The organism is Hydrogenophaga sp. UC242_50 (genome assembly GCF_042697355.1).
Lineage (GTDB): Bacteria > Pseudomonadota > Gammaproteobacteria > Burkholderiales > Burkholderiaceae_C > Hydrogenophaga.
Map to the genome: position 1 here is coordinate 1563058 of NZ_CP170553.1, position 22660 is coordinate 1585717.

At 69.1% G+C, this 22660-nt stretch carries 20 protein-coding genes and 3 pseudogenes; 13 read left to right on the forward strand and 10 right to left on the reverse strand.

Annotated elements, in window-relative coordinates; translation table 11 throughout:
• The first annotated feature begins 22 nt into the window (after window positions 1-22).
• The 4 genes from ACFJGX_RS08065 to ACFJGX_RS08080 are packed head-to-tail and all read left to right on the forward strand — an operon-like array spanning window position 23 to window position 4258.
• A complete protein-coding gene (locus tag ACFJGX_RS08065; RefSeq protein ID WP_382322073.1) occupies window positions 23-1024 on the forward strand; it encodes an ABC transporter substrate-binding protein in 1002 nt (333 codons plus the stop codon).
• A gap of 17 nt (window positions 1025-1041) precedes the next feature.
• Window positions 1042-2109: a Rieske 2Fe-2S domain-containing protein gene (locus ACFJGX_RS08070; RefSeq protein WP_382322072.1), complete on the forward strand. Its 1068-nt coding sequence runs from the start codon at window positions 1042-1044 to the stop codon at window positions 2107-2109.
• 11 nt (window positions 2110-2120) lie between these two features.
• Window positions 2121-2951, forward strand: a complete 831-nt coding sequence (locus ACFJGX_RS08075) for a creatininase family protein (RefSeq protein ID WP_382322071.1) — start codon at window positions 2121-2123, stop codon at window positions 2949-2951.
• Entirely contained in the window at window positions 2945-4258 is a 1314-nt protein-coding gene (locus tag ACFJGX_RS08080) for an amidohydrolase family protein (RefSeq protein ID WP_382322070.1), read from the forward strand. Before ACFJGX_RS08075 ends, ACFJGX_RS08080 begins: the two co-directional genes overlap by 7 nt.
• A gap of 57 nt (window positions 4259-4315) precedes the next feature.
• Here the strand turns inward: ACFJGX_RS08080 and ACFJGX_RS08085 are convergent, their stop codons facing one another.
• The 5 genes and pseudogenes from ACFJGX_RS08085 to ACFJGX_RS08105 all read right to left on the reverse strand — a co-directional run bounded on the left by ACFJGX_RS08085 (window position 4316) and on the right by ACFJGX_RS08105 (window position 10509).
• Entirely contained in the window at window positions 4316-6019 is a 1704-nt protein-coding gene (locus ACFJGX_RS08085) for a DUF6396 domain-containing protein (protein ID WP_382328172.1), read from the reverse strand.
• 123 nt (window positions 6020-6142) lie between these two features.
• The gene (locus tag ACFJGX_RS08090) at window positions 6143-8239 is read right to left on the reverse strand and encodes a phospholipase D-like domain-containing protein (protein ID WP_382322068.1); all 2097 of its coding nucleotides are present in this window, start codon (window positions 8237-8239) and stop codon (window positions 6143-6145) included.
• Window positions 8240-8507: 268 nt separating this feature from the next.
• Window positions 8508-9017, reverse strand: coding sequence for a hypothetical protein (locus ACFJGX_RS08095; RefSeq protein ID WP_382328641.1), 510 nt, complete (start codon window positions 9015-9017; stop codon window positions 8508-8510).
• Window positions 8994-10036, reverse strand: a pseudogene (locus ACFJGX_RS08100) (class I adenylate-forming enzyme family protein); the annotation flags it as partial. The gene ACFJGX_RS08095 and the pseudogene ACFJGX_RS08100, both read right to left, overlap by 24 nt.
• Window positions 10030-10509: a hypothetical protein gene (locus ACFJGX_RS08105; protein WP_382322066.1), complete on the reverse strand. Its 480-nt coding sequence runs from the start codon at window positions 10507-10509 to the stop codon at window positions 10030-10032. The gene ACFJGX_RS08105 and the pseudogene ACFJGX_RS08100, both read right to left, overlap by 7 nt.
• Window positions 10510-10656: 147 nt before the next feature.
• On the opposite strand from ACFJGX_RS08105, the gene ACFJGX_RS08110 reads away from it, so the two are divergent.
• Window positions 10657-11646, forward strand: coding sequence for a 2-hydroxyacid dehydrogenase (locus ACFJGX_RS08110; protein ID WP_382325747.1), 990 nt, complete (start codon window positions 10657-10659; stop codon window positions 11644-11646).
• Here ACFJGX_RS08110 and mdeB read toward each other — a convergent pair.
• Window positions 11630-14232: pseudogene (gene mdeB / locus ACFJGX_RS08115) on the reverse strand (alpha-ketoglutarate dehydrogenase). The gene ACFJGX_RS08110 and the pseudogene mdeB overlap by 17 nt on opposite strands.
• A 101-nt stretch (window positions 14233-14333) precedes the next feature.
• Between mdeB and ACFJGX_RS08120 the strand changes: the two are divergent.
• The 4 genes from ACFJGX_RS08120 to ACFJGX_RS08135 all read left to right on the forward strand — a co-directional run bounded on the left by ACFJGX_RS08120 (window position 14334) and on the right by ACFJGX_RS08135 (window position 16659).
• Window positions 14334-14816 carry an Lrp/AsnC family transcriptional regulator gene (locus tag ACFJGX_RS08120; protein ID WP_382322064.1) on the forward strand — a complete coding sequence of 161 codons (483 nt, stop codon included), beginning with the start codon at window positions 14334-14336 and terminating at the stop codon, window positions 14814-14816.
• An 11-nt stretch (window positions 14817-14827) separates the two neighbouring features.
• Window positions 14828-15292, forward strand: a complete 465-nt coding sequence (locus tag ACFJGX_RS08125) for a LysR family transcriptional regulator (RefSeq protein WP_382328174.1) — start codon at window positions 14828-14830, stop codon at window positions 15290-15292.
• Entirely contained in the window at window positions 15264-15716 is a 453-nt protein-coding gene (locus ACFJGX_RS08130; protein WP_382328176.1) for a LysR substrate-binding domain-containing protein, read from the forward strand. Before ACFJGX_RS08125 ends, ACFJGX_RS08130 begins: the two co-directional genes overlap by 29 nt.
• A 121-nt stretch (window positions 15717-15837) precedes the next feature.
• Window positions 15838-16659: a class II aldolase/adducin family protein gene (locus ACFJGX_RS08135; RefSeq protein WP_382322062.1), complete on the forward strand. Its 822-nt coding sequence runs from the start codon at window positions 15838-15840 to the stop codon at window positions 16657-16659.
• Between the two features lie 14 nt (window positions 16660-16673).
• On the opposite strand, the gene ACFJGX_RS08140 is transcribed toward ACFJGX_RS08135, so the two are convergent.
• Window positions 16674-16910 carry a hypothetical protein gene (locus ACFJGX_RS08140; RefSeq protein WP_382328178.1) on the reverse strand — a complete coding sequence of 79 codons (237 nt, stop codon included), beginning with the start codon at window positions 16908-16910 and terminating at the stop codon, window positions 16674-16676.
• Between ACFJGX_RS08140 and ACFJGX_RS08145 the strand changes: the two are divergent.
• Together ACFJGX_RS08145 and ACFJGX_RS08150 are read left to right on the forward strand one after the other, a co-directional pair.
• Window positions 16840-17160 (forward strand): annotated as a pseudogene (locus ACFJGX_RS08145) (tripartite tricarboxylate transporter substrate-binding protein); the annotation flags it as partial. The gene ACFJGX_RS08140 and the pseudogene ACFJGX_RS08145 overlap by 71 nt on opposite strands.
• Before the next feature lie 73 nt (window positions 17161-17233).
• On the forward strand, window positions 17234-17671 hold the full coding sequence (locus tag ACFJGX_RS08150; RefSeq protein WP_382328180.1) for a tripartite tricarboxylate transporter substrate-binding protein: 438 nt from the start codon (window positions 17234-17236) through the stop codon (window positions 17669-17671).
• 16 nt (window positions 17672-17687) lie between these two features.
• On the opposite strand, the gene ACFJGX_RS08155 is transcribed toward ACFJGX_RS08150, so the two are convergent.
• Window positions 17688-18473 carry an IclR family transcriptional regulator C-terminal domain-containing protein gene (locus ACFJGX_RS08155; protein WP_382322060.1) on the reverse strand — a complete coding sequence of 262 codons (786 nt, stop codon included), beginning with the start codon at window positions 18471-18473 and terminating at the stop codon, window positions 17688-17690.
• 23 nt (window positions 18474-18496) lie between these two features.
• On the reverse strand, window positions 18497-19387 hold the full coding sequence (locus ACFJGX_RS08160) for a LysR substrate-binding domain-containing protein (protein WP_382153902.1): 891 nt from the start codon (window positions 19385-19387) through the stop codon (window positions 18497-18499).
• A gap of 99 nt (window positions 19388-19486) precedes the next feature.
• Between ACFJGX_RS08160 and ACFJGX_RS08165 the strand changes: the two genes are divergently transcribed.
• Complete coding sequence (locus ACFJGX_RS08165) at window positions 19487-20695, forward strand: MFS transporter (protein WP_382322059.1); 1209 nt, start codon at window positions 19487-19489, stop codon at window positions 20693-20695.
• A 24-nt stretch (window positions 20696-20719) separates the two neighbouring features.
• A complete protein-coding gene (dkgB, locus tag ACFJGX_RS08170; protein WP_382322058.1) occupies window positions 20720-21529 on the forward strand; it encodes a 2,5-didehydrogluconate reductase DkgB in 810 nt (269 codons plus the stop codon).
• Between the two features lie 14 nt (window positions 21530-21543).
• On the opposite strand, the gene ACFJGX_RS08175 is transcribed toward dkgB, so the two are convergent.
• Window positions 21544-22509 (reverse strand): AraC family transcriptional regulator, encoded by a 966-nt coding sequence (locus ACFJGX_RS08175; RefSeq protein ID WP_382322057.1) that lies wholly within the window; start codon window positions 22507-22509, stop codon window positions 21544-21546.
• Window positions 22510-22660 lie beyond the last annotated feature (151 nt).

Consider the following 22660-nt stretch of genomic DNA (forward strand, 5'->3'; position numbering starts at 1 on the left):
CCCCCCACAAGGAGTTCTCCCCATGAATGTCCGATCGGTTCTTGGTTCGGCGCGCGGCGCCCTGGCCGCCTGTCTCGTGTCGCTGACCGCCGTGGCGCTCCCCGCCCAGGCGCAGGCCCCGCGCGAGGTCAACGTGGCGCTGAGTTTCTACGCCTCCGCCGAACACGGCGGCTACTACGCGGCGCTGGCCGAAGGCATCTACGAAAAACACGGCCTGAACGTCAAGGTCACGCAGGTCGGCCCGCAGGGCAACAACATGCAGCTGATGGTCTCGGGCCGCATGGACTTCGTCAACGGCTGGAGCATGCGCGCCCTCAACGCGGTGCGCGAGGACATTCCCCTGGTGTCGGTGGCCGCCGTGTTCCAGCGCGACCCGCAGTGCCTGGTGCATCACCAGGGGGCGTACGCCAAGCTGGAGAACATGAAGGGCGCGCCGATCCGCGTAGCCCAGCTCGCGCGCGGCAGCTTCTGGCCCTGGCTGAAGGCCCGCTACGGTTTCGACGACAGCCAGCTGCGCCCCTTCGACATGAGCTACGCCGCCTTGCTGCAGGACCCCAAGATGGTGCAGCAGGGGTACATCACCAACGACGGCTTCCAGTTCAAGCGCCAGAACCTCGCCATGGACTGCATGCTGCTGGCGGACTACGGATGGTCCACCTACATGTACACCATCGACACCACCCAACGGCTCATCAAGGAAAACCCCAAGCTCGTGGGCGACTTCGTCAAAGCCACGGTGGAAGGATGGCGCGCCTTTTTCAAGGACCCCGCGCCGGCCTCTCGCCTGATCAAGGCGAACAACCCGCAGATGACCGACGAACAGATCGCCTACGCCATGGCGCAGATGAAGCAGTACGGCCTGGTCGAGTCGGGCGACGCCGCGGGCGGCCGGATCGGCGCCATGAGCGATGCCCGCTGGACGGCCTTCTACCAGGAGATGGTGGCCGCCAAGGCGCTGCCCCCCGGACTCGACCCGCGCAAGGCCTACGACCTGCAATTCGTCAAGCAGCTGTATCCCCAATAACCGAAAGAGACACGCCCATGCTGATCACCCAACAACCCATGTTCCGCCACTTCTGGTACCCCGTCATGCCCACGCACCTGCTGGACGCCGGCCACCCCAAGGCCTTCCGGCTGCTGGGCGAAGACATCGTGCTCTGGAAAGTCGGCGAAGGGCGCTACGCCTCGATGGAAGACCGCTGCTGCCACCGCACCGCCAAGCTCTCGATGGGTTGGCTGGAGGACGACCGCATCGTCTGCGGCTACCACGGCTGGGCCTACGACTGCACGGGGCAATGCGTGTCCATGCCGCAGAGCCCCGAGGCCCAGAAGATCCCCTACAAGGTGAAGAGCCACCTGACGGACGTGCGCTACGGCTACGTGTGGGTCTGCCTGGAGCCCGATCCGATCAACACCATCCCGGTGCTGGAAGAAGACGGCGCGCCGGGCTTCCGCCTGATCCACGAGTTCTACGAACCCTGCCGCGCCACCGGCCTGCGCCTGATGGAAAACTTCTTCGACTTCTCGCACACGAGCTTCGTGCACAAGGGCACCTTCGGCAACCTGGTGGACGCCAAGCCGCGCAAGACCGAGATCGAGGAAACCGAGCACGGTCTGGTGCTGCGTGGCGATGTGCCGGTGCTCAACGCCGACGAACACATCCAGCGCGTCGTGCGCGACAGCGGGCTGGAGTCGGTGCGGCACATGGTGAGCAAGTGGTACATGCCCTTCATGCGCAAGTCGCAGATCAACTACCCCAACGGCCTGATCCATTCGCTGGTGACCTCGGCCACGCCCATCGACGACGAGCGCTCCATGTTGTGCCAGTGGATCTACCGCAACGACACGGAGGCCGAAGTCAGCGCGGCCGACTGCATCGAGATGGACCGCCGCATCACCAACGAGGACATCCTGATCCTCGAAGGGCTGGACCCGGACGTGCCGCTGGCACCCGCCAACGCCGAGGAGGCCCACATGTACACCGACCGGCCGGGCCTGGCGATGCGCCGGCGCCTGCTGAAGATGATGGAGGCGCGCGGCGAGAAGGAAGTGCGCACGCCGCGCAACCTGGCGCGTTTCGGCATCCGTGTCGAAACCGCCTCGGCGTGAAGGGCGTTGCCATGGCCGACACCTTCGCCGCCACCGTGCCCTCCCGCTTCTGGGCCGACCTGACCAGCGAGGCCTTCTCGCGCCTGGACCGGGCCAGCGTGATCGCCGTGCTGCCCGTGGGCGCGATCGAGCAGCACGGCCCGCACCTGCCGATGTCGGTGGACACGGCCACCGTCAACGCCATGGTGGCGGCCACGCTGCCGCACCTGGGCGCGGAGCTGCCGGTGCTGTTCCTGCCCACGCAGCCCATCGGCAAGAGCAACGAGCACTCGCGCTACCCGGGCACGCTGACCCTGTCCGCGCAGACGCTGATCACCCTGTGGAGCGAGATCGGCGCCTGCGTGGCCGCTGCCGGCGTGCGCAAGCTGGTGCTGTTCAACAGCCATGGCGGGCAGGAGTCCATCATGGACATCGTGGCCCGCGACCTGCGCGAGCGCTTCGACATGCTGGTGGTGTGCGTGAACTGGTACCAGCTGGGTCTGCCCGATGGGCTGATCGGCGACGACGAGATGCGCCACGGCATTCACGCGGGTGAACTGGAGAGTTCCATCCTGCTGCAGATCCACCCCGAGTTCGTGCGCATGGACCGGGCCAAGGACTTCGCCAGCACCGACCGCGCCCTCAGTGGTGGCTCGCGCTACCTGTCCTATGTGGAGGGCAAGGCCCGCGTGGCCTGGCAGACGCAGGACCTGAACCCGCAGGGCGCCTGCGGCAATGCGATGCTGGCCACGGCCGAGAAGGGGCGCGCCACGTTGGACTTCGTGGGCGGCCAGTTCGCCCAGGTGCTCGAAGACGTGCACCGCGTGCCCCTGGCCTCGCTGGACAGCGCCACGGCGTGGTAGCCGGGGCGGCGGCCTTCCCGGCGGGCGACTGCTGGCTGGCGCGCGCGCGCGTGCCCGAGCCGCTGCTCGACGCCGCGGCGCGCGAGGCCTTCGCGCCGGCCGCACCGGGCCTGCGCACGGTCTGCCTGCGCCTGCGGGGCGGCCGCATCGATGCGCTGGCGCCGGCCGTGGCGGACGACGGCCTGCCGGTGGTGGACCTCGCCGACGGCATCGTGAACTCAGGCTGGGTGGACCTGCACACCCACCTGGACAAGAGCCACACCGCGACCCGCATTGGCGGCCACCACCACACGCTGCGCGAAGCCGTGGCCGCATCCGGTGAAGACCGAGCGCGCTGGACGGCCGGGGACATCCGGCGCCGCATGGAATTCTCCTTGCGCACCGCCCACGCGCACGGCACGCGAGCCATGCGCACGCACATCGACTGGGTGAGCGCGGCCACGCCACCGGCCTGGGCCGTGGGCCAGGCCTTGCGCGGGGCATGGTCGGACCGCATGGAACTGCAACTGGCCTCGCTCTCGCCGCTGGCCCTGTTCGCCGACACCGGCGCGGGCGCCGCCGTGGCGGCGGTGGTGGCCGAACAAGGCGGCGTGCTGGGCGCCTCGGTGCACCCCATGCCGGGCCAGCGCGGCCTGCTCGAACGCGTGTTCGACCTGGCCGTGGCGCACGGCCTGGACCTGGACTTCCACGCGGACGAACACCTGCAGAACGACATCGAAGGCCTGCGCGGCATCGCCCGCCTGACCGCGCGCCATGGCTGGCAGGGGCGGGTGACGGTGGGACATGCCTGCGCCCTTTCGGTGGCGCCGGCCGACGAAGGCCACGCCGTGCTGCGAGCGCTGGCCGAGGCCGGCGTCGGACTGATCGGCCTGCCGCTGGCCAACCTGCAGCTGCAGGACGGTGGCGAGGGCCGCACGCCGCGCCTGCGCGGCATCGCGCCGCTGCGGGAGGCGCGGGCCCTGGGCGTGGCGGTCAGCCTGGCCTCCGACAACGTGCAGGACGCCTTCGTGCCCTTCGCCGATTTCGACCTGCTGCAGGTGCTGGCACTGGGTTCGCTCGCGGCCCACCTGGACGACCCGCTCGCGAGCTGGATTCACAGTATCACCACCACGCCCGCCGCCGCGATGGGGCTGGCCTGGGATGGCCGGCTGCGCATGGGTGCCCCCGCCGACCTCGTGCTGCTGGCGGGCCGCAACAGCGCCGAAGCCTGCGGCCGGCCGCAGCGCCGCGTGCTGCACCGAGGCCGCCTGCTCGACGCTGGCCTGCCGGATTTCCGATCGCTCGACGCACCCGGGCCCACGAACTGAGCCGCTTGGTGCGAGGGCTTGGTCTTTTCTGAAGGGAGTTCGACGGCAGGAGTTTCTTCAGGTCGTGATGGGTGTACCAAAGCCCATTTCGCAAGCCTGCATCAACCACCAGCCCACCTGATCGTCTTCCATGGGCAAGCCCTGGGCGCTCAGGCTGGGCATGCGCTCACCCTGCGGCACGAAGGCCTGGCGCTTCCAGGTCTCGTTCAGCGTGGCTGTGCTCAGCACGCGGGCCATGGACTGCGCCTTGTCCAGTGCATAGGGTTGCCAGATGCCGCTGTGCGGGCACGGCTGGCCGCTGGCGCAGGTGGTGCGCGTGGCCGATGCGATGGCGCGCACGGTGCCGGCCTGGGCCAGCCAGTCTTTGGGCAGGACCTGGGGCACGGCCATGCCCATGAAGTTCCAGCGCACGAGGCGGTGCACCGCGTCCTCGTACGCCAGGGTGGTGCCCCGCAAGGCGATCTGAAGGCGCTCGTGCTCGCGAAAGCGCATGGGTGGCAGGTCGGCCAGCTCGCGGCGCAGATGGGTGGTGTAGGCATCGTCGTAGGCGTGGGCGGGCAGCACGCGGGGCTGCCAGTAGCCGGCCAACGGCGCGCGGGCCATGCCCGGGGGCCGGGTGTTGTCTTCCAGCGCGGTGGTGAAGCCGGCCAAGGATCTGCGGGCGAAACTGCTCAGGTGGGCGGGTACCTGCAGGGTGTGGCCGGGCGGGAGGTGGGCGCGGTCCTGGGGCGGGAGCCGGTGGGCCGAGGTGGTCACGGGCTGGGGCGCGAGGCGCACGCCCTTGGCCGCGTCGATCAGGCTCTCGGGATGGCCGTCCCACTGCGGCAACACGGCCGGGGGCAGGGGCAGAACCTTGTCGAGGTTGGGGAAACGCAGATCGGGGTTGTTCCACAACTCATCGGCGAGAACGCTGTACCGCTCGGACCTGGCTTTGTCGATGAAACGATTGACCAGCGGTTCGCCACTGGAAAACGCAACCGTCAAATGGATGGCCGCATCTTCACTTCCGAACTTGACAGCATCGTGCAGGATCTGGCGGGCTCGGGGGAAGTGAGCTGCGGATTCTTCACTTGGAGTGAGGTCGGGGTTTCGCCCATTCGCTGCTGCACGGTCCACCGTCGAACCCAACTCGAAAGCACCGACGCCATCGCCTTGGGCATACGCACATTCCAACATTTGAAGGGCGACTCGCTTGTTTCCCCACCATGCTCCACGAGGGTCATCTTTGGCTGCGTTCAAGGCTTTTCCAATCTTTGTCTGCGCCCTGGCGCTGCCCATGTCCGCGGCCAGTTCCCAGAACGCCCAGGCCCGGTCCACGCTGGACTTGACGCCGTAGCCCGTGTCGTGGAACACCCCCATCAGGTAAAAGCCCTCGGCCACGTTCTGGCGCATCAAAGCCTCCACCCGCTGCACCACTTCTTCGGGCTCCTGCGGTGGCACCGCGAAGCGCCCCTTCTCGCTGTCTTCCCCCTGCCCGGTCTGCGCGGTCTGAATCCACATGATGGCGGCCTTCCAGTGACCCTGGCTTGCTGCTTCATCCCACAGCTTCATGGCCCGAGGCCAGTTGCGTTCGTTGGGCCACAGGGCCGGGCTGGTCAAGCTCATGCCCTCTTCGAACCGCTCTTGTGCCTCGGCGCTCCAGACGGGAGCGCGGCGGGCCGCGTGCTCGCAGGCGAAGGCCTCGCGGTGCGGCTCAAAGGTCTTGAGGTTGATGTTGCGCGGCAGCACACCTTCTTCGCTCAACAGAGCAAGGTCAGACAACGCAGTGAAGGGCTCGCTGTAGGCTTTCATGGGGTGGCATCCGCTGAGGGCAAACAAAAGGAACAGGCAACTCTGAACCGCTAGGGTCCGAAGGATGGTGTGGGCTACGGTCATGTAGAGGTCTCAACCGACACGTTCAGTAGCGGTACGGTCGTCGTTGAACTCAACCAACAGACCCGAAAGCTCGACTCCATCTCTCAAGTTGCCAGCATTGGTCGATGCAAGCCGTTGCCACGTTTTGAAAGCCAACGCCATCTCTGCAGGACTTCCCTGTCCCCCGATCGCGTCTCTTTTTCCACCCGTCAACTGCCCCCAGACCCGCTGGCGCAGCGCGCGGTTGTGGGGGATGTGGTCGGTGGCGACATTGATCTCGCTGTCCGCGGCCATGCTGCGCTGGTTGAGGTTGGCGCTGCCCAGCGTCATGAAGCAGTCGTCGGCCAGCATGAGCTTGCTGTGGATGTAGATGTCGCGGTACTGGCCCAGACGGGCATTGCCACCCCGGTTCTGGCTCACCAGCCGCGCCACCAGCACCTTGAGCCCCAGGCTCTTGCCGTCCTGCATCAGCACGCCCTCCTTGTCCAGCGTGGGCTGGCGCACTTGCAACGCGCTGCGTGCGATGTCCGTGGCGCCGGGGGACACGCTGCGGTCGAACCAGCCGTCTTCGCTGCGCTCCTGCACCAGCCGGTGCTGGTGGGGCATGGATTGGGCCTGCCCCAGGCTCTTGAGCGTGTCGTAGGTGCGCGGCACCATGCCGTCGTTCTCGGGCGTGGGGATCACCACCATCAGGTGCAGGGGCGGCGCCTGCCGGCTCGTGGCCTTGGCCGCCTGCGTGCCCTGCATGAAGGCCTGGCGCTTGACCTTGAGGTGGCGCGCCCACTCTTCGTAGAAGAAGTACTGGTTCTCCAGGTAGAGGTAGTTGCGGGCCGAGGCGGTGGCCTGGAAGTAGGCCTGCTTGATGCTCTTGTCGAACGGCCACGCCCCTTGCACGTCGCGGCCACCTTCTTCGGGCTGGGTGCGCAGCACCTGCAGGCGCAGGCGCAGGCCCAACGGGGCGGCATCGGTCCTGGCGAGCGCGGCGGGCACCAGGGCGGGGTTCAGGTCCGCGCTGCGAACGGCCTGGTGACCCGCATTGCTGGCGCATCGCAGCTTGGGCAGCAGCGCCGCGCGGTTCCAGGCCTGGCTGAAGTTGCGGTACACATCGATCAATGCCGGGCCTTCGATGCGGCAGGCGTAGTCGCGCAAGGGCTTGCGGCTGATGGGCCGGGTTCGGGCCACCGCCTTGGACAGGGCGTCGCTGCGGCCTTCGTGGTCTTTTTCGCGCAAGGGGTCGTCGAAGCGGTGTTCGGCGCTGTCCCAGTAGTCGCTCACGCTGTTGAGGCCCATGATGAAACCCACGGCCTTGTGCCCGGGGCCCTGGCCCGCGCCTTTCCCGGCGTGGCCGTAGTCGATCAGGAGGGGTTTCTGGTGGTGCGTCGCCCAGTTCTCGATCAGTTCCTTTTCGTCGAAGTAGCCACCGAGCTGCCCACCGGCCGCGCTGGGCGGGTCGGCTTCGTTGCCGACGCTGGCCTTGACCTTGCCGGCCACACCGTCGCGGCAACGCACTTCGAGGTTCGGGATCATCCCTGCGGTGGCTTCGCGCCACCAGCGGGTGCAGTAGTCCTGCCGCTGCTCGGCCACGGACGGGGCCGGCTTGGGCGCAGGCGCGTGGGCGTAGCCCCCGATCCCGCTCGACATGCCGCTGGTCACGGCCCCCATTTCGTCGGAGGTGACGTTGATGACGCCACCTGACAGGGGTTCGTCGGGGTTGACGTAGCCGACCAGCGAGTTCTGCACGGCCGACCCGCTGGGGCTGTACCAGACGAGCAGGCGCACAAGCACGCCCTGCGCGGCCTTGCGCCGCAACAGTTCGCCGTAGGGTTCACCCATCGCCCAGGGGTGCATGGGGCGCGACTGCGCACGCACCAGGGCCATGCCAGGGTCGAACCCCCAGCACACGAGGTCGATGCTCTGGCGCGCCGCTTCGAGGTCGGCCGCGATCTGCCCAAAGCCTTCCTCTCCGCCGATGAAGGTCTGGAGGGTGTTGCCCGTGGTGATCGGGTGCGAAAGGCTTTTCTCCAGCAGCCATTGCTGCGTGCCCGTCGCCACCCGGCTATCCATCCCGATGTACACGGTTTGGGGACACGCGGTGTCCAGAAGGTCTGCGTCGGCCAACTGCTTCATGAGGCCCTCCTGATGTTGTCGTTGTGGATCGCGTCGCATGGTCCGCGACCCACAACGCTTCATCCAAGGCAGGACTTCACTGGATTGACACCCGCGGCGACTGGGTACCCTGTTTGAAGATGCATCTCATGGCTTCAAATTGGCAACTCGATGCAAACACTAGCTGGTTCGTTGAAAAAGCCAGTTTCTCCGCAGGGAGGCGCGCACCAACGCGCATGGCGACGGCGTGAGCGCGACGCAACACTCTGGTGCCTGGATGAGCCGGCGTTCAGTGCGTCGCCATCGCCAGCGCGAGCAGGTCGCCCTTGGCGATCTTGCCGGTGGGCGTCATGGGCAGCTCGTCGATGCCCACCACCTCCATCGGCGCGAGGTCGTAGGCCACCTCGGCCTGCACCGCCGCCTTGAGCCGCTGCAGGTCCGGTTCGGCGCCGGCCTGGCAGGTGATGAAGGCGCGTGGCCGCACGCCGCCATCACCGCCCTCGGCCGGCAGACCGATCAGCGCCGCCTGGCGAACGCCGGGCTGGCGGCAGAGGGCTTCTTCGACATCGCGCGGGAACCAGCTCACGCCGTTGACGTGCAGCAGCTCGGAACGCCGCCCGCGCATGGTGACGTGGCGATCGTGGTCGATCAGGCCGATGTCGCCGGTGCGCAGCAGGCCCTGGGCCGTCACCTCCTCCGTCTTGCCGGGCTTGCCCCAGTAGCCCCACATGAAGCCGCCACGCAGCACGATCTCGCCCAGCTGACCGGGCGGCAGGCGCTGGCCATCGGGGCCCATCATCCAGACCTCCTTGTCGGGCAGGGCAGGGCCCACGCGCATCAGCTTGCTGTCTTCCGGTTCGAGCTCGGGGTAGCCCAGCGCCATGAAGCCGCCGAGCTCGCTCTGGCCGAAGCTCTCCACCAGCGGCAGGCGCAGTTCGTCGCGCCAGGCGCGCTTGAGGGTCGGCGGCACCGGCCCGCCGCCCGACAGGCCCATGCGCAGGCGGCCGGGCGCGCGGCCGCGCAGGGCGCTTTCGGTGCGCAGCTCTTCCAGCAGCGTGGGGTTGCCCACCAGGATGCTGGCCTGCGCCTGTTCGAGCGCGTCCCAGCCGGCGGTCTGGGTCCAGAACCGCATGACGTGCACGGTCGCGCCGCGCGAGAGCGCGGGCAGCAGGTTGCCCACCAGCTGGTAGGAGCTGGACAGCGCGGTCGGGCCGAACGAGACGTCGTCCGCCCGCACGCGCAGGCGCTCGGCGATGCAGCGGCTGGCGCGCACCGTGGGTTCGTGGCTCAGGCAGGCGCCCTTGGGTTTGCCGGTGGTGCCCGAGGTGTAGGAGAGGTGGGCGATGGCGGTCTCGTCCTCGGGGTCGGGCGGCGCCGCGAAGGCCTGGGCCATCAGCTCGGGCAAAGCGTGGGCGCCCGGCTGCGCGCCGTCCATGCACACCAGGTGGTCGATGCCCGGCACCTGGGCCACGGCCGCGAGCACGGCGTCGCGCATGTCGTGCGTGTAGATGAGCACGCGCGGGCGGTGGTCGGCCAGGTAGTAGGCGAGGTCGTCCTTGAACTTGACGTTGACCAGCGCCGCGATCGCGCCGATGCGCCACGCGCCCAGCATGCCAGCAGGTAGTCCATGCCGTTGTGCGCGAACACCGTGACGCGGTCGCCTTGGCGCACGCCCAGGTGCGCGAGCGCGCCGGCCATGCGCTCCATCTGCGCGACGGCCTCGGCGTACGACAGGCGGGCCTGCCGATCCACCCAGACGAAGGCGGTCTTGTCGGGGTGGCGCATCGCGCCGTCGGTGATCAACTGATGCATCAGCATGGGGAAGGTCCTTTCTGTGGGGTGGAGGGGTGGGCGGTCTCTGCGGCGCTGGCTTCCTCGCAGCGCACGGTGACGTCCAGGCTCGCCAGGTCCTGCACGTATTCGAAGGACGCCTGCAGGCCGTCGATCCATTGCAGCGCGCTCGCGTGCGACCGGAAGACCATGGCGCCCTGGTAGACGATGGTGTTGCCCCGCCGTTGGCCCTGGCCCCGGCTGCGCGTGCTGACGGTGCCCGCGCCCAGGAAGAGCGCGCCGCGCCCTTGCCACTGGTAGTGGCCGTCGGGGCCGAGGTGGCCGATGAAGCTGCAGGCCGCGCTGCCCGGGCCCAGGCGGGCGGACGCGAGCGCGGCGCTGAAGCTGATCTCCATGCGCGGTCCATCGGGCGCGGGCCGCAGCACGCGCCGCGATTCGACGCGCCCCTGAAGCAACATGAACGGGGCGGTGGTCTCGGTGGGGGTGGGGGTGGCGGGCATGGGTGGCTGAAGAATGGGCACTGGCCGCCGAGTATGGGAACAGGGCCCTTTGCATTCCATGCCCGCGCCCGCATGACGCCGATCCGCTGAACGCATGGACCGAAGGACCGGGTGCTCGGGATACTGGGCCGCACCATGAACCCATCCTTGCCCAAACCCCGCCTGCTGATCGCACGCGCCGTTTTTCCCGAAGTGATTCAGCGCCTGGAGGCCTGTTTCGAGGTGGACAGCAACCAGGCCGACACCGTGCTGGACGCCACGCAGCTGGCCGGTCGGCTCGGGGACAAGCAGGCGCTGCTGTCCACGGCGGGCGATGTGATCGACGAGGCCTTGCTGGCGCGTTGCCCGTCGCTGCGCATCTGCGCCAACCTCGCGGTGGGCTTCGGCAACCTGGACCTGGCCGCGATGTCGGCGCGCGGCGTCGTGGCCACGCACACGCCGGGCGTGTTGACCGAGACCACGGCCGATTTCGGCTTCGCGCTGCTGATGGCGACCGCGCGGCGCCTGGGCGAGGGGGAGCGCTGCGTGCGCGAGGGTCAATGGACGAAGTGGTCCGTCGACTTCATGGCCGGGCAGGACATCCACGGCAGCACGCTCGGCGTCCTGGGCATGGGGCGCATCGGGCAGGGCGTGGCGCGCCGGGGCGCGCACGGCTTCGGCATGCGCGTGATCTACCACAGCCGCACGCGCCTGAGCGCGGCCGACGAGGCCGCGCTGCCGGCCTGCTTCGTCGGCATGGACGAGCTGCTGAGTGAGGCCGACCACCTGGTGCTGGCGCTGGCCCACAGCGCCGCCACGCACCACCTCATCGATGCCCGGGCGCTCGCGCGCATGAAGCCGGGCGCCACGCTGGTGAACATCGCGCGCGGCGGCGTGGTGGACGAGGCCGCGCTGGTCGAGGCCCTGCGCAGCGGCCGCATCGCCGCGGCCGGGCTGGACGTGTTCGAGCACGAGCCGGCGGTGCACCCGGGGCTGCTCTCGCTGCCCAACGTGGTGCTCACGCCGCACATGGCCAGCGCGAGCCGCGCGACCCGCCTGCGCATGGCCCACCTGGCGGCGGACAACCTGATCGGATTCTTCGAGACCGGCCGGGCGTTGACGCCCGTGCCGGCCCCCGCGCTCAGCGCGCCGGCCTGAGCAGCGCCGCCGTCGCCTGCCGCGCGATGTGCTCCGCGTCGACCTGGAAGAAGGCGCGCAGCGCGGCGCGCGTGTCGCTGCGGCCGAAGCCGTCGGTGCCCAGTGTGTGGAAAGCCCGGCCTTCAGGCACGAAGGCGCGCACGCTCTCGGGCACGGTGCGCACGTAATCGGTCGCGGCGATCACCGGGCCCGCGCTGTCGGCCAGCAGTTGCGTGAGGTGCGAGCGCTCGCCGCGCGCCACGCCGTCGCGCGCGAGCTCGCTCCAGCTGGTGATGCTGAACACGTGCACGCCGATGCCTTGCGCGGCCAGTTGCGCGGCGGCCTTAAGCACCTCGGTGAAGATCGCGCCCGAGCCCAGCAGGGTCACCTGCTGCGCCGCGTTGTCGGGCCCGAAACGGCCGAAGCGGTAGCCGCCCTGGAGCACGCCCTCGGCCGCGCCTTCGGGCAGGTCGGGCTGCGCGTAGTTCTCGTTCATCAGCGTGACGTAATAGAACACGTCCTGCTGCTCCACCAGCATCTCGCGCATGCCCGCGTCCAGGATGACGGCGAGTTCGCCCGCGAAGGCCGGGTCGTAGGCCTTGCAGTTGGGGATGGTGGCGGCCACGAGGTGGCTGCTGCCGTCCTGGTGCTGCAGGCCTTCGCCGCCCAGCGTGGTGCGCCCCGAGGTGGCGCCCAGCAGGAAGCCGCGCGAGCGCTGGTCGGCCGCGGCCCAGATCGCATCGCCCACGCGCTGGAAGCCGAACATGGAGTAGTAGATGTAGAAGGGCAGCATCGCCAGGCCGTGCACGCTGTAGCTGGTGGCCGCCGCCGTCCAGCTCGCGATGGCGCCGGCCTCGCTGATGCCCTCTTCCAGGATCTGCCCGTCCAGCGCCTCGCGGTAGCTCAGCACCGAGCCGATGTCTTCGGGCGCGTAGCGCTGGCCCACGCTGCTGTAGATGCCGACCTGCTTGAACAGGTTGCGATGCCGAAGGTGCGTGCCTCGTCGGCCACGATGGGCACGATGCGCGGGCCGAGTTGCCCGTCTTTCAGCAGGCCGCCGAGCATGCGAACGAAGGCCATGGTGGTGCTCATCTCCTTGCCGTCGGCCTTGAGCGCGAAGGCGGCGTAGGCGTCGATCGCGGGCACGGGCACCACCTCGCAGGCGGTCTCGCGCCGGGGCATGGCACCGCCCAGGCGGGCGCGGTGCTCGCTCAGGTAGCGCATCTCGGCGCTGTCGTCGGCGGGCTTGAAGAAGGCCAGGCCCGTGGCCTGCTCGTCGCTCAGCGGCAGGTTGAAGCGGTTGCGGAATTCGATCAGGTCGGCGCCGTCGAACTTCTTCTGGCTGTGCGTGGTCATCTTGCCCTGGCCCGCGCTGCCCATGCCGTAGCCCTTCTTGGTCTGCGCCAGGATCACCGTGGGTTGGCCGGTGTGCGCGGCGGCGGCCGCGTAGGCGGCGTGGATCTTCACCAGGTCGTGCGCACCGCGCTTCAGGCGGTCGATCTGCTCGTCCGTCATGCCCTGCGCCAGGCGGGCCAGTTCCTCGTTCTGGCCGAAGAAGTTGTCGCGGTTGAAGCGGCCGTCCTTGGCGGCGAAGGTCTGCATCTGGCCGTCCACCGTGTGGGCGAAGGCGCGCACCAGCGCGCCGGTGACGTCGCGCGCGAACAGGCCGTCCCAGTCGCTGCCCCACACCAGCTTGATCACGTTCCAGCCCGCGCCGGCGAAGAGTTTTTCCAGCTCGTCGATGATGCGGCCGTTGCCGCGCACCGGGCCGTCCAGGCGCTGCAGGTTGCAGTTGACCACCCACACCAGGTTGTCGAGCTTCTCGCGCGCGGCCAGGGTGAGCGCGCTCATGCTCTCGGGCTCGTCCATCTCGCCGTCACCGAACACGCCCCACACCTTGCGGCCCGCGCAGTCCTGCAGGTTTCGGTGCGTGAGGTAGCGCATGAAGCGCGCGTGGTAGATCGAGCTGATCGGACCGATGCCCATGGAGCCGGTGGGGAACTGCCAGAAGTCGGGCATGAGCCAGGGGTGCGGGTAGCTCGAGAGGCCGCGCGCGCCGCTGGCCGGTGCGGTGATCTCCTGGCGGTAGTGCAGCAGGTCGGCTTCGCTGAGCCGGCCTTCCAGGAAGGCGCGCGCGTACACCCCGGGCGCGCTGTGCGGCTGGAAGAACACCAGGTCGCCGCCGTGTTGTTCGCCGCGCGCATGGAAGAAGTGGTTGAAGCCGGTCTCGAACAGGTCGGCCGCGCTCGCGTAGCTGGCGATGTGCCCCCCGAGTTCGCCGTACGCCTGGTTCGCGCGCACCACCATGGCCAGCGCGTTCCAGCGCATCAGCGAGGCCAGGCGCTCCTCGACCGCGAGGTCGCCGGGGAAGGCGGGCTGGTCTTCCACCGCGATGGTGTTCACATACGGCGTGTTCAGCTCGGGCTGCCAGCCGATGCGCTGCTGGCGCGCCAGGCGCGCGAGTTCGTCGAGGATCTGCCGCGCGCGCGCCGGCCCCTGGCTGGCCGCCAGCGAGAGCAGGGCATCGCGCCATTCGAGGGTCTCTTGTGGGTCCGGATCGGTAGAGAGGGACTCGCTGAAATGCAGCTGCTTCGAAACGTCGTTCATGGTGGGTTCTCCTGGATCAGGCACTGTAGGCGCGCCCCGCTGGCAGTTGGTGTCGATCGGATGCACGGCCACGTGGTCGGTAGGCATAAAATGCTTCGATCATGAAGACAGACGGCACAAACCACTTCGATGCCACCGATCTGAAGATTCTGGAAGAGCTTCAGAACGACGCCAGCCTGTCCAACGTCGAGCTGGCGCGGCGCGTGCACCTCTCGCCATCGCCCTGCCTGGCGCGGGTGCGGGCGCTGGAGGCGCGTGGGCTGATCCGCCAGTACGTGGCGCTGCTGGACGCGAAGCAACTCGGGCTGCACCTCAACGTGTTCATCTCCATCAGCCTCAAGCAGCAGAGCCGCGAGGCGCTGGAGGAATTCGAGGCGCGCATCGGCATCCGCGACGAGGTGATGGAGTGTTACCTGATGACGGGCGACGCCGACTACCTGCTGCGCGTGGCCGTGCCCGACATGCCGGCGCTGGAGCGCTTCATCCTGGAGCAGCTCTCGCCGATCGCCCAGGTGGAGAAGATCCGCTCGAGCTTCGCGCTCAAGCAGGTGCGCTACAAGACCGCGCTGCCCCTGGCCGGTTGAGCGGTCGGCCCATGTTCAGCCTGAGGCACATCGAGGTTTTCCACGCCATCATGCGCGGCGGCACGGTCACGGCCGCCGCGCGCATGTTGAACGTGACGCAGCCGGCCGTGAGCGCGACGCTCAAGCACATGGAAAGCCGCATCGGCATGAAGTTGTTCGAGCGCGCCGGTGGCCGGCTGTTGCCCACGCCCGAAGCGCGGGCGCTGCTGCCCGATGTGGCGGGCATCTATGGCCGCATGGACGCGATGGAGCGGCTCGCGCAGGACCTGGCGGGCGGGCGGCTGGGCACGCTGTCGATCGCGGCCTCCTCGCCGATTGCCAACGGGTACGGGGCCGCTGCCGTGGCGGCCTTCATCGCCGACAGCCCGGGTGCGCGCGTCACGCTGCAGTCCCTCGCTTCGCCTCTGGTGCTGGACCGCGCTGGCCAGCGGCGAGGCCGAGCTGGGCGTGGCTTACGAACCGGTGCTGCACTCTGAAGTCGTGACCGAGGTGCTGGTGCACAACAGCGTGGCCTGCGTCATGCGCAGCGATCACCCGCTGGCGGCGCGGCCCGAGATCCACATCGAGGAACTGGCACCGCACGGCCTCATCACCTACCTGCCGCAGGCGGTGCTGCGCCCCTATGTGGACCGCGCCTTCAGCCAGGCCGGCGTCACGCCGGACATCCGCGTGCAGGTGGGGCTGTCGATCACCGGCATCGCGCTGGCGTACCACGGCGCGGGCATCGCGCTCGTCGAGCCGCAACTGCTGGCCTCGCTGCCCTTGCCAGGACTGGTGGCGCGGCCCCTGTTGCCCCGGCTCGAAGTGCGGACGCTGCTGCTGCGGCACAAGACGGCGCCTTCGTCGGTCCTGCTGGACAAGTTTCTGCCCCACCTGCGCAAGGCGGCGGCCCCGAACTGAGCCCAGGGGTCCCCCGGGCATAAAGCGGGCTTATGGCCTGGGCCCGATTGGTGATTGGCGCCCACGGCGGGTCCTTCATAGACTGCCCAGCCAGAACACCCGACCTGGACAGAGACCCACCATGAACACCCACCCGCCGGCGCAGGCCGGCCGATCCGTCTACCAACCCGAACAGGAAGGCCTGTACTTCCCCCAGCCGCCGCAATTCGCGACCTTCGCCGAGGAACGCCTGCACCGCAAGCAACGCCTGGCGGCGGTGTGCCGCGTGTTCGCCCGGTTCCGCTACGAATACGGTTTTGCCGGCCATGTGACGGTGCGCGATCCCGAGCACACGGACCTGTACTGGACGAATCCTTTCGCCATGGACTTCGGCCGTGTGCGCACGTCCGACCTGCTGCTGGTCGACCACGACGGCAAGGTGCTGGAAGGCCGCTGGGCGGTCAACCGGGCCGGCTTCGTGCTGCACGCCGCGATCCACGAGGCCAACCCGCACATCGTGGCCTCGTGCCATGCGCACACCACGAACGGCATGGCCTGGGCCGCGCTCGGCCGCAAGCTCGACCCGATCACGCAGACGGCCGCCAGCTTCCACAACGACCACGCGCTGATCGCCGAAGAGGCCGGTGCCGTGGTGGTGCAGCGCAGCGCCGGCGCGAGCGTGGCCGCGGCGTTCGGCGAGAACAAGATCGCCATTCACCAGAACCATGGCCTGTTCTCGGCCGGCCGCGACAGCGTGGACGAAGCCGCCTGGTGGTTCATCGCGGCGGAGCGGGCCTGCGAAATCCAGCTCAAGGCCGAAGCCACGGGCCATCCGCTGCAGCACATCGGCGCCGAGGCGGTGGCCCACTCGTCGACGCACCTGGGCACGCCCTTCATCGCGTGGCTGCATTTCCAGCCCATCTACGACGCCATCTGCCGCTCGGACCCGGACCTGTTCGACTGATCCTTTCCTTTTCCTCACAACACCGACGGAGACATTTTTCCCATGTTCAACACCTTCAAGCGCACCGCCGTGCTGGCGGCGATGCTGGCCTCGACCCTGACCACCGCCCACGCCGCCTGGCCCGACGACAAACCCATTGAAATCGTCGTCGGCTTCGCCGCTGGCGGCGAGACCGACATCATGGCGCGCGGCCTGGCGCCCTTCATCCAGAAGCACCTGGGCGGCAAGGCGAACCTGGTGGTCATCAACAAGGTGGGCGCCTCGGGCGAGATCGCCAACGCCTATGTGCAGCGGGCCGCCGGCGATGGCTACACCCTCGGCGTGGTCAATGTGCCGCCGCTGCTGTTCGTGCCGCTGACCAAGAAGGCGCAGTACGACCCGAAACAGCTCTCGCTGCTGGCCCGTGTGGTGAGCGACCCCACCTTCCTGGTGGCGCGCGCCAACAGCCCCTACACCTCGCTCACGCAGGTGGTGGCCGCGCTCAAGGACAAGCCCAACTCGCTGACCTTCGGCTACAACGGCGTGGGCACCAACGGCCACCTGGCGATGCTGCAGCTGCAACTGCGCAACCGGCGTGAAACTCAACGACATTCCGTTCAACGGCTCCAGCCAGTCGAAGAACTCGCTGCTGGGTGCGCACACCGATTTCATGTTCACCAGCCTCACCGCGGTGCCCGCGCCCGAGAAGGAGGCCGTGCCGCTGCGCATCGTCTCGCAGTTCATGGAAACGCGCGCGCCGGCGATCAAGGACGTGCCCACGGCCAAGGAGCAGGGCATTGCCGTGGTGATGCCGTCCGACCGCGGGTTCGCCGCGCCCAAGGCCGTGCCGGCCGACATCCAGGCGCGGCTGCAACAGGCGATCGCGAGCAGCCTGAAAGATCCCGAATTCCTGAAGACCGCGTCGTCCTATGCGTCGGTGATCAGCTACCTGCCGGGCGCCGAGTGGCAGCGTTCGCTGGATGCCAGCCTGCCGATGCTGGAGGCGCTGGCGGCCAGGATGCCGAAGGAGTAAGGCGGGGCCTTTGAGCTCACAGCAGGGGCCGCGCGCTGCGCGCGGTGTCCTGCAGCACCGGCAGGATGCGCTTGACCGCGAGCTCGCTGGTCTCGTTGTTCATGGGCATGGTCACGCTCATCGCGCCCAGCAGCTCGTCGTTGTGGTCCCACAGCGGCACGGCGATGCCCCGGTAGTTCATCTCCAGCTGCTGTTCCGAAATCGCCCAGCCCTGTTGGCGCGCCTGCACCAGGTTCTGCTGCAGCTGCTGTTTGTCCAGCACGGTGTGCGAGGTGAAGGGGCGCAGCGTCTGCGCCGCGAGCCAGGGTTCCCAGAAGCCCGGCCCGAGCGCGGCCAGGATCACCATGCCGGCGGCCGTCAGGTGCGGCTGCACGCGCGAGCCCAGCATGTAGCCGGTGTTGAGGTGGCGCTGCGTGCCGCTGCGCGCGATGTAGACCAGCTCGTCGTGGTCCAGCACGGCGCTGTAGGCGACCTCGCCGGTGCCGGCGGTCACGCGCTGCAGGTAGGGCTGCACGGCGCGCGGCAGGCGCGCCGATTCCAGGTAGGCCTGGCCCAGGCGCATCACGCGCGGCGTGAGCCAGAACAGCTTGCCGTCGGTGGTCACGTGGCCGGTGTGCACCAGCGTGAGCAAATACCGGCGGGTGGCGGTGCGCGTCATGCCGCAGCGCTGCGCGGCCTGGCTGGCGGTCAGGCGCGAGTGTTCGGCGTCGAAGGCCTCGATCAGGTGCAGGCCCTTCTCCAGGCCGGCGATCCAGTCGCGGCGTTCCATGTCCTGGGGGGCGTTGTAGGGTGGTGGCGGCATGCGGTGGATTCTGCCGGCTGCGTTCAGGCGCTGGCCAGGCGCAGCGCCAGGAAGTCCACGAAGCAGCGGATGCGCGAGGCCAGCTCGGTGTTGCGGTAGTAGACCGCGTGCACCGGCTGGCGTTGCTCCAGCGTGTCGCGCATCAGCACCTGCACCAGGTCACCCCGGGCGCGGTCGGGCCCGGTCATGAAGTCGGACAGGCAGGCGATGCCCGCGCCCGCGAGCGCGAGCTGGCGCACCGTCTCGCCGCTGGAGGCGGCGATGGTGGGCGTGATCGCCAGGCCGTCGCCGTCGGGGTGGCGCAGCGGCCAGGTGTTGAGCACCTCGGGCTGGGTGAAGCCCAGCAGCGCGTGCCGCGCCAGGTCCTCCACCTTGGTCGGCCGGCCGGCCTTCTTCAGGTAGGCCGGGCTGGCGTACAGGCGCAGGCGGTACGAGGTGAGCGGCCTGGCGTGCAGCGTGGAGTCGCGCAGCGTGCCGATGCGCACCGCCACGTCGGCGCGGTGCTCGATCAGGTCGATGATGCTGTCGCCGCTGTGCAGCTCCAGCTCGATGTCGGGGTACTCGGCCAGGAAGTCGTTCACCAGCGGCACCAGCACGTGCAGGATGAAGGGTGAAGCCGCGTTCACGCGCAGCTTGCCGGCGGGTTTGAGGTGGCGGCAGGCCAGTTCGTCCTCGGCGGCCTCGACCGACTGCAGGATCTCGCGCGCCCGCGCGAGGAACAGCTGGCCTTCCTCGCTCAGCTCCAGGCGCCGCGTGGTGCGCCGCATCAGCGTGGTGTTGAGCTTCTGCTCCAGCCGGCTGAGCGCGCGGCTGATGCCCGAGCTGGTCTGGCCCAGCTGCTCGGCGGCGGCGCTGATGGAGCCCGTGTCCACCACGGTCCTGAAGGCGAGCAGTTCGTCGAGGGTGGTCTTCATTCTTGAATTTTCGGCACAAATGTTGTTCCAGGCAACCGCTTTTTCTCAAGAAAGAACCGGCCCACACTGCGAACCTTTCCAGCCCTTCGGAGTGGTTTCATGCCTTTAGCCTTGCTCGCGCTGACCATCAGCGCCTTCGCCATCGGGACGACCGAGTTCGTCATCGTCGGCCTCATCCCCACCATCGCGGCCGACCTCGGCGTGAGCCTGCCCTCGGCCGGCCTGCTGGTCAGCCTGTACGCGCTGGGCGTCGCCGTGGGCGCGCCGGTGCTCACCGCGCTCACCGGCAAGCTGCCGCGCAAGACGCTGCTGCTCTCGCTGATGGTGCTCTTCACCGTCGGCAACCTGCTGGCCTGGCTCTCGCCGGGCTACGAGACGCTGATCGCCGCGCGCGTCCTCACCGGCCTGGCGCACGGTGTGTTCTTCTCCATCGGTTCGACCATCGCCACCGGCCTGGTGCCCAAGGAGAAGGCGGCCAGCGCGATCGCCACCATGTTCAGCGGCCTCACCGTGGCGCTGGTCACCGGCGTGCCGCTGGGCACCTTCATCGGCCAGCACTTCGGCTGGCGCGCCACCTTCCTCGCGGTCGCCGCGCTGGGCATCGTGGCCATCGTCGGCAGCCTGCTGTTCGTGCCGCGCAAGCTCGCGCACAGCCAGCCCGCCTCGCTGCTGCAACAGCTGGCGGTGCTCAGGCAGCCGCGCCTGCTGCTGGTGTACGCGATGACGGCCGTGGGCTACGGCGGCACCTTCGTGGCCTTCACCTACCTCGCGCCCATGCTGCAGCAGGTCACCGGTTTCCAGGCCAGCGCGGTCGGCGGCGTGATGCTGGCCTACGGCCTGTCGGTGGCGGTGGGCAACCTCTGGGGCGGCAGGCTGGCCGACCGCAAGGGCCCCATCCCCGCGCTGAAGATCATCTTCTCGCTGCTCGCGCTGGTGCTGCTGGTGCTGACCTTCACCGTTTCCAACCCCTGGCTCATGGTGCTGACCGTGCTGGCCTGGGGCGCCGTGGCCTTCGGCAACGTGGCGGGTCTGCAGGTCTACGTGGTGCAGCAGGCCGAGCGCTTCGCGCCGCGCGCCATCGACGTGGCCTCGGGCCTGAACATCGCGGCCTTCAACCTCGGCATCGCGCTCGGCGCCTGGGGCGGTGGCTGGATCGTGGACGGCATCGGCCTGCGCCACACGCCCTGGATCGGCGCCCTGGTGGTGCTCGGCGCGTTCGGCCTGACCGTGTGGAGCGGCCGCCTCGACGCGCGCGACCCGGCACCGGCCCGCAGCGGCGGACGCACAGCGGCGTACGCTGGTCACTGACTCCCTTTTTTTGAAAGACACACCATGAACACCCCCATCCCTTCCTTCGGCCTCGGCACTTTCCGCCTGCAGGGCCAGGTCGTCATCGACGCCGTGCGCCAGGCACTGGAACTCGGCTACCGCCACATCGACACCGCGCAGATCTACGGCAACGAGGCCGAGGTCGGCCAGGCCATCGCCGAGAGTGGCGTGCCGCGCCGCGAGCTGTTCGTCACCACCAAGGTCTGGACCGAGCACCTGGCCGCCGAGAAGCTCGTGCCCAGCCTGCAGGAGAGCCTGCGCAAGCTGCGCCTGGACCAGGTGGACCTCACGCTGATCCACTGGCCCTCGCCCGCGGGCGCCGTGCCGCTGGCGGATTCGCTGCACGCGTTGCAGGCCGCGCAGGCCCAGGGCCTGACGGCGCACATCGGCGTCTCCAACTTCACCATCCCGCTGCTGCGCCAGGCGATCGACGTGGTGGGCGCGAAGGCCATCGCCACCAACCAGATCGAGCTGCACCCCTACCTGCAAAGCCCGAAACTCGTGGCCTTCGCGCGCGAGCAGGGCATCCACCTCACCTCGTACATGACGCTGGCCTACGGCAAGGTGCTGGGCGATGCCGTGGTCACCGAGCTGGCGCGCTCGCGCGGCTGGACACCGGCCCAGGTGGTGCTGGCCTGGGCGCTGCAGCGCGGCTTCGCGGTGATTCCTTCGTCCACGAAGCGCGAGAACCTGCAGGGCAACCTGCTCGCGCCCACGCTGCGCCTGAGCGACAGCGAGCTGGCGCGCATCGACGCGCTGGACCGGGGCGAGCGCCTGGTGAACCCCGACGGCCTGGCGCCGGTGTGGGACTGAGCGGCGGCGGCCCCTCAGGCCCGGGCCGCGCGGCGTGAGGCCTGTCGCGCCGCGCCCGGCGAGGTGCCGACCCAGCGCTTGAAGGCGCGGCTGAAGGCGGCCTCGGACTCGTAGCCGTGGCGGCTCGCCAGGTCGGCCAGCGGCGCGTCGTCCTCCTTGAGTTGCGCCAGCGCGAGATGCATGCGCCAGCGCGCGAGGTACTGCATGACCGGCTCGCCCACGCGCGCCGTGAAGCGGGCCGAGAGCGCGGAGCGCGACATCGCCACCTCCGAGGCCAGCGAGGCCACCGTCCAGGGCCGGGCGGGGTCGAGGTGGATGAGCGCGAGCGCGCGGCCGATCTGCTTGTCCTGCAGCGCGCCGATCCAGCCGGTCTGCGCGGCCGGGTCCTGCGCCATCCAGTTGCGGATGGCCTGGATCACCAGGATGTCCGCCAGCCGCGTGATGATGGTCTCGCCCCCAGGCAGCAGCGTTCGCGCCTCCGACATCATCAGCCGCAGGCTGTGCTGCATCCACTCGTGCTGCCCCGCGCTGGCGCTGTCGACGCAGAGCAGTTTCGGCAGCAGCTTCACGAGCCGCTCGGCCGCCGGGTGATCGAAGCGCACCACGCCGCAGACCATGCTGGTGGGCGCACCACCGTCGCCGTGGCGCAGAACTTCATAGCGCTCGCTGACGGTCTGGCGCGGCAGGTCGAACAGCGCGACGGTGGGCACGTCGGGGCCGCTGTAGAAGGCATGGCCCTGGCCGTGCGGCACCAGCGCGAACTCGCCGGCGCGCAGCAGCCGGGGCGCCACACCGGGCACCGCGATCCAGCATTCGCCGGCCGTCACGACGTGGAACATCAGGCAGTCGTCGAGCGCGGGCAAGGCCACCGACCACGGCGCCGTGACCTCGGAGCGGCAATAGAAGCTGCCGCTCATGCGCAGGAAATGCAGGGCCTCGCCGAGCGGGTCGATGGCGGGCCAGAGGTCTTTGGCTTTCATGCCGGGGAGTATCGGCCGGTGCGGTGCCATCGTCCAATGCACCTGGACGAATGGTCATGAAAGAGCGCTTCTGAATCATTGTTGATCCCACGTGGCCTGCGGACACTGGACGCCTGGCAAGCCGGCACATTCGTCGGCACCGATCCCAAGG

Bases quoted from the DNA above. Each gene is read 5' to 3' on its own strand.
- ACFJGX_RS08160 (WP_382153902.1), bottom strand. From the start codon at position 19,387: ATGAAGACCACCCTCGACGAACTGCTCGCCTTCAGGACCGTGGTGGAC.
- ACFJGX_RS08075 (WP_382322071.1), top strand. From the start codon at position 2,121: ATGGCCGACACCTTCGCCGCCACCGTGCCCTCCCGCTTCTGGGCCGAC.
- ACFJGX_RS08090 (WP_382322068.1), bottom strand. From the start codon at position 8,239: ATGAAGCAGTTGGCCGACGCAGACCTTCTGGACACCGCGTGTCCCCAA.
- ACFJGX_RS08155 (WP_382322060.1), bottom strand. From the start codon at position 18,473: ATGCCGCCACCACCCTACAACGCCCCCCAGGACATGGAACGCCGCGAC.
- ACFJGX_RS08065 (WP_382322073.1), top strand. From the start codon at position 23: ATGAATGTCCGATCGGTTCTTGGTTCGGCGCGCGGCGCCCTGGCCGCC.
- dkgB (WP_382322058.1), top strand. From the start codon at position 20,720: ATGAACACCCCCATCCCTTCCTTCGGCCTCGGCACTTTCCGCCTGCAG.
- ACFJGX_RS08070 (WP_382322072.1), top strand. From the start codon at position 1,042: ATGCTGATCACCCAACAACCCATGTTCCGCCACTTCTGGTACCCCGTC.
- ACFJGX_RS08120 (WP_382322064.1), top strand. From the start codon at position 14,334: ATGAAGACAGACGGCACAAACCACTTCGATGCCACCGATCTGAAGATT.
- ACFJGX_RS08165 (WP_382322059.1), top strand. From the start codon at position 19,487: ATGCCTTTAGCCTTGCTCGCGCTGACCATCAGCGCCTTCGCCATCGGG.
- ACFJGX_RS08105 (WP_382322066.1), bottom strand. From the start codon at position 10,509: ATGCCCGCCACCCCCACCCCCACCGAGACCACCGCCCCGTTCATGTTG.
- ACFJGX_RS08125 (WP_382328174.1), top strand. From the start codon at position 14,828: ATGTTCAGCCTGAGGCACATCGAGGTTTTCCACGCCATCATGCGCGGC.
- ACFJGX_RS08175 (WP_382322057.1), bottom strand. From the start codon at position 22,509: ATGAAAGCCAAAGACCTCTGGCCCGCCATCGACCCGCTCGGCGAGGCC.
- ACFJGX_RS08135 (WP_382322062.1), top strand. From the start codon at position 15,838: ATGAACACCCACCCGCCGGCGCAGGCCGGCCGATCCGTCTACCAACCC.
- ACFJGX_RS08095 (WP_382328641.1), bottom strand. From the start codon at position 9,017: ATGATGGGCCCCGATGGCCAGCGCCTGCCGCCCGGTCAGCTGGGCGAG.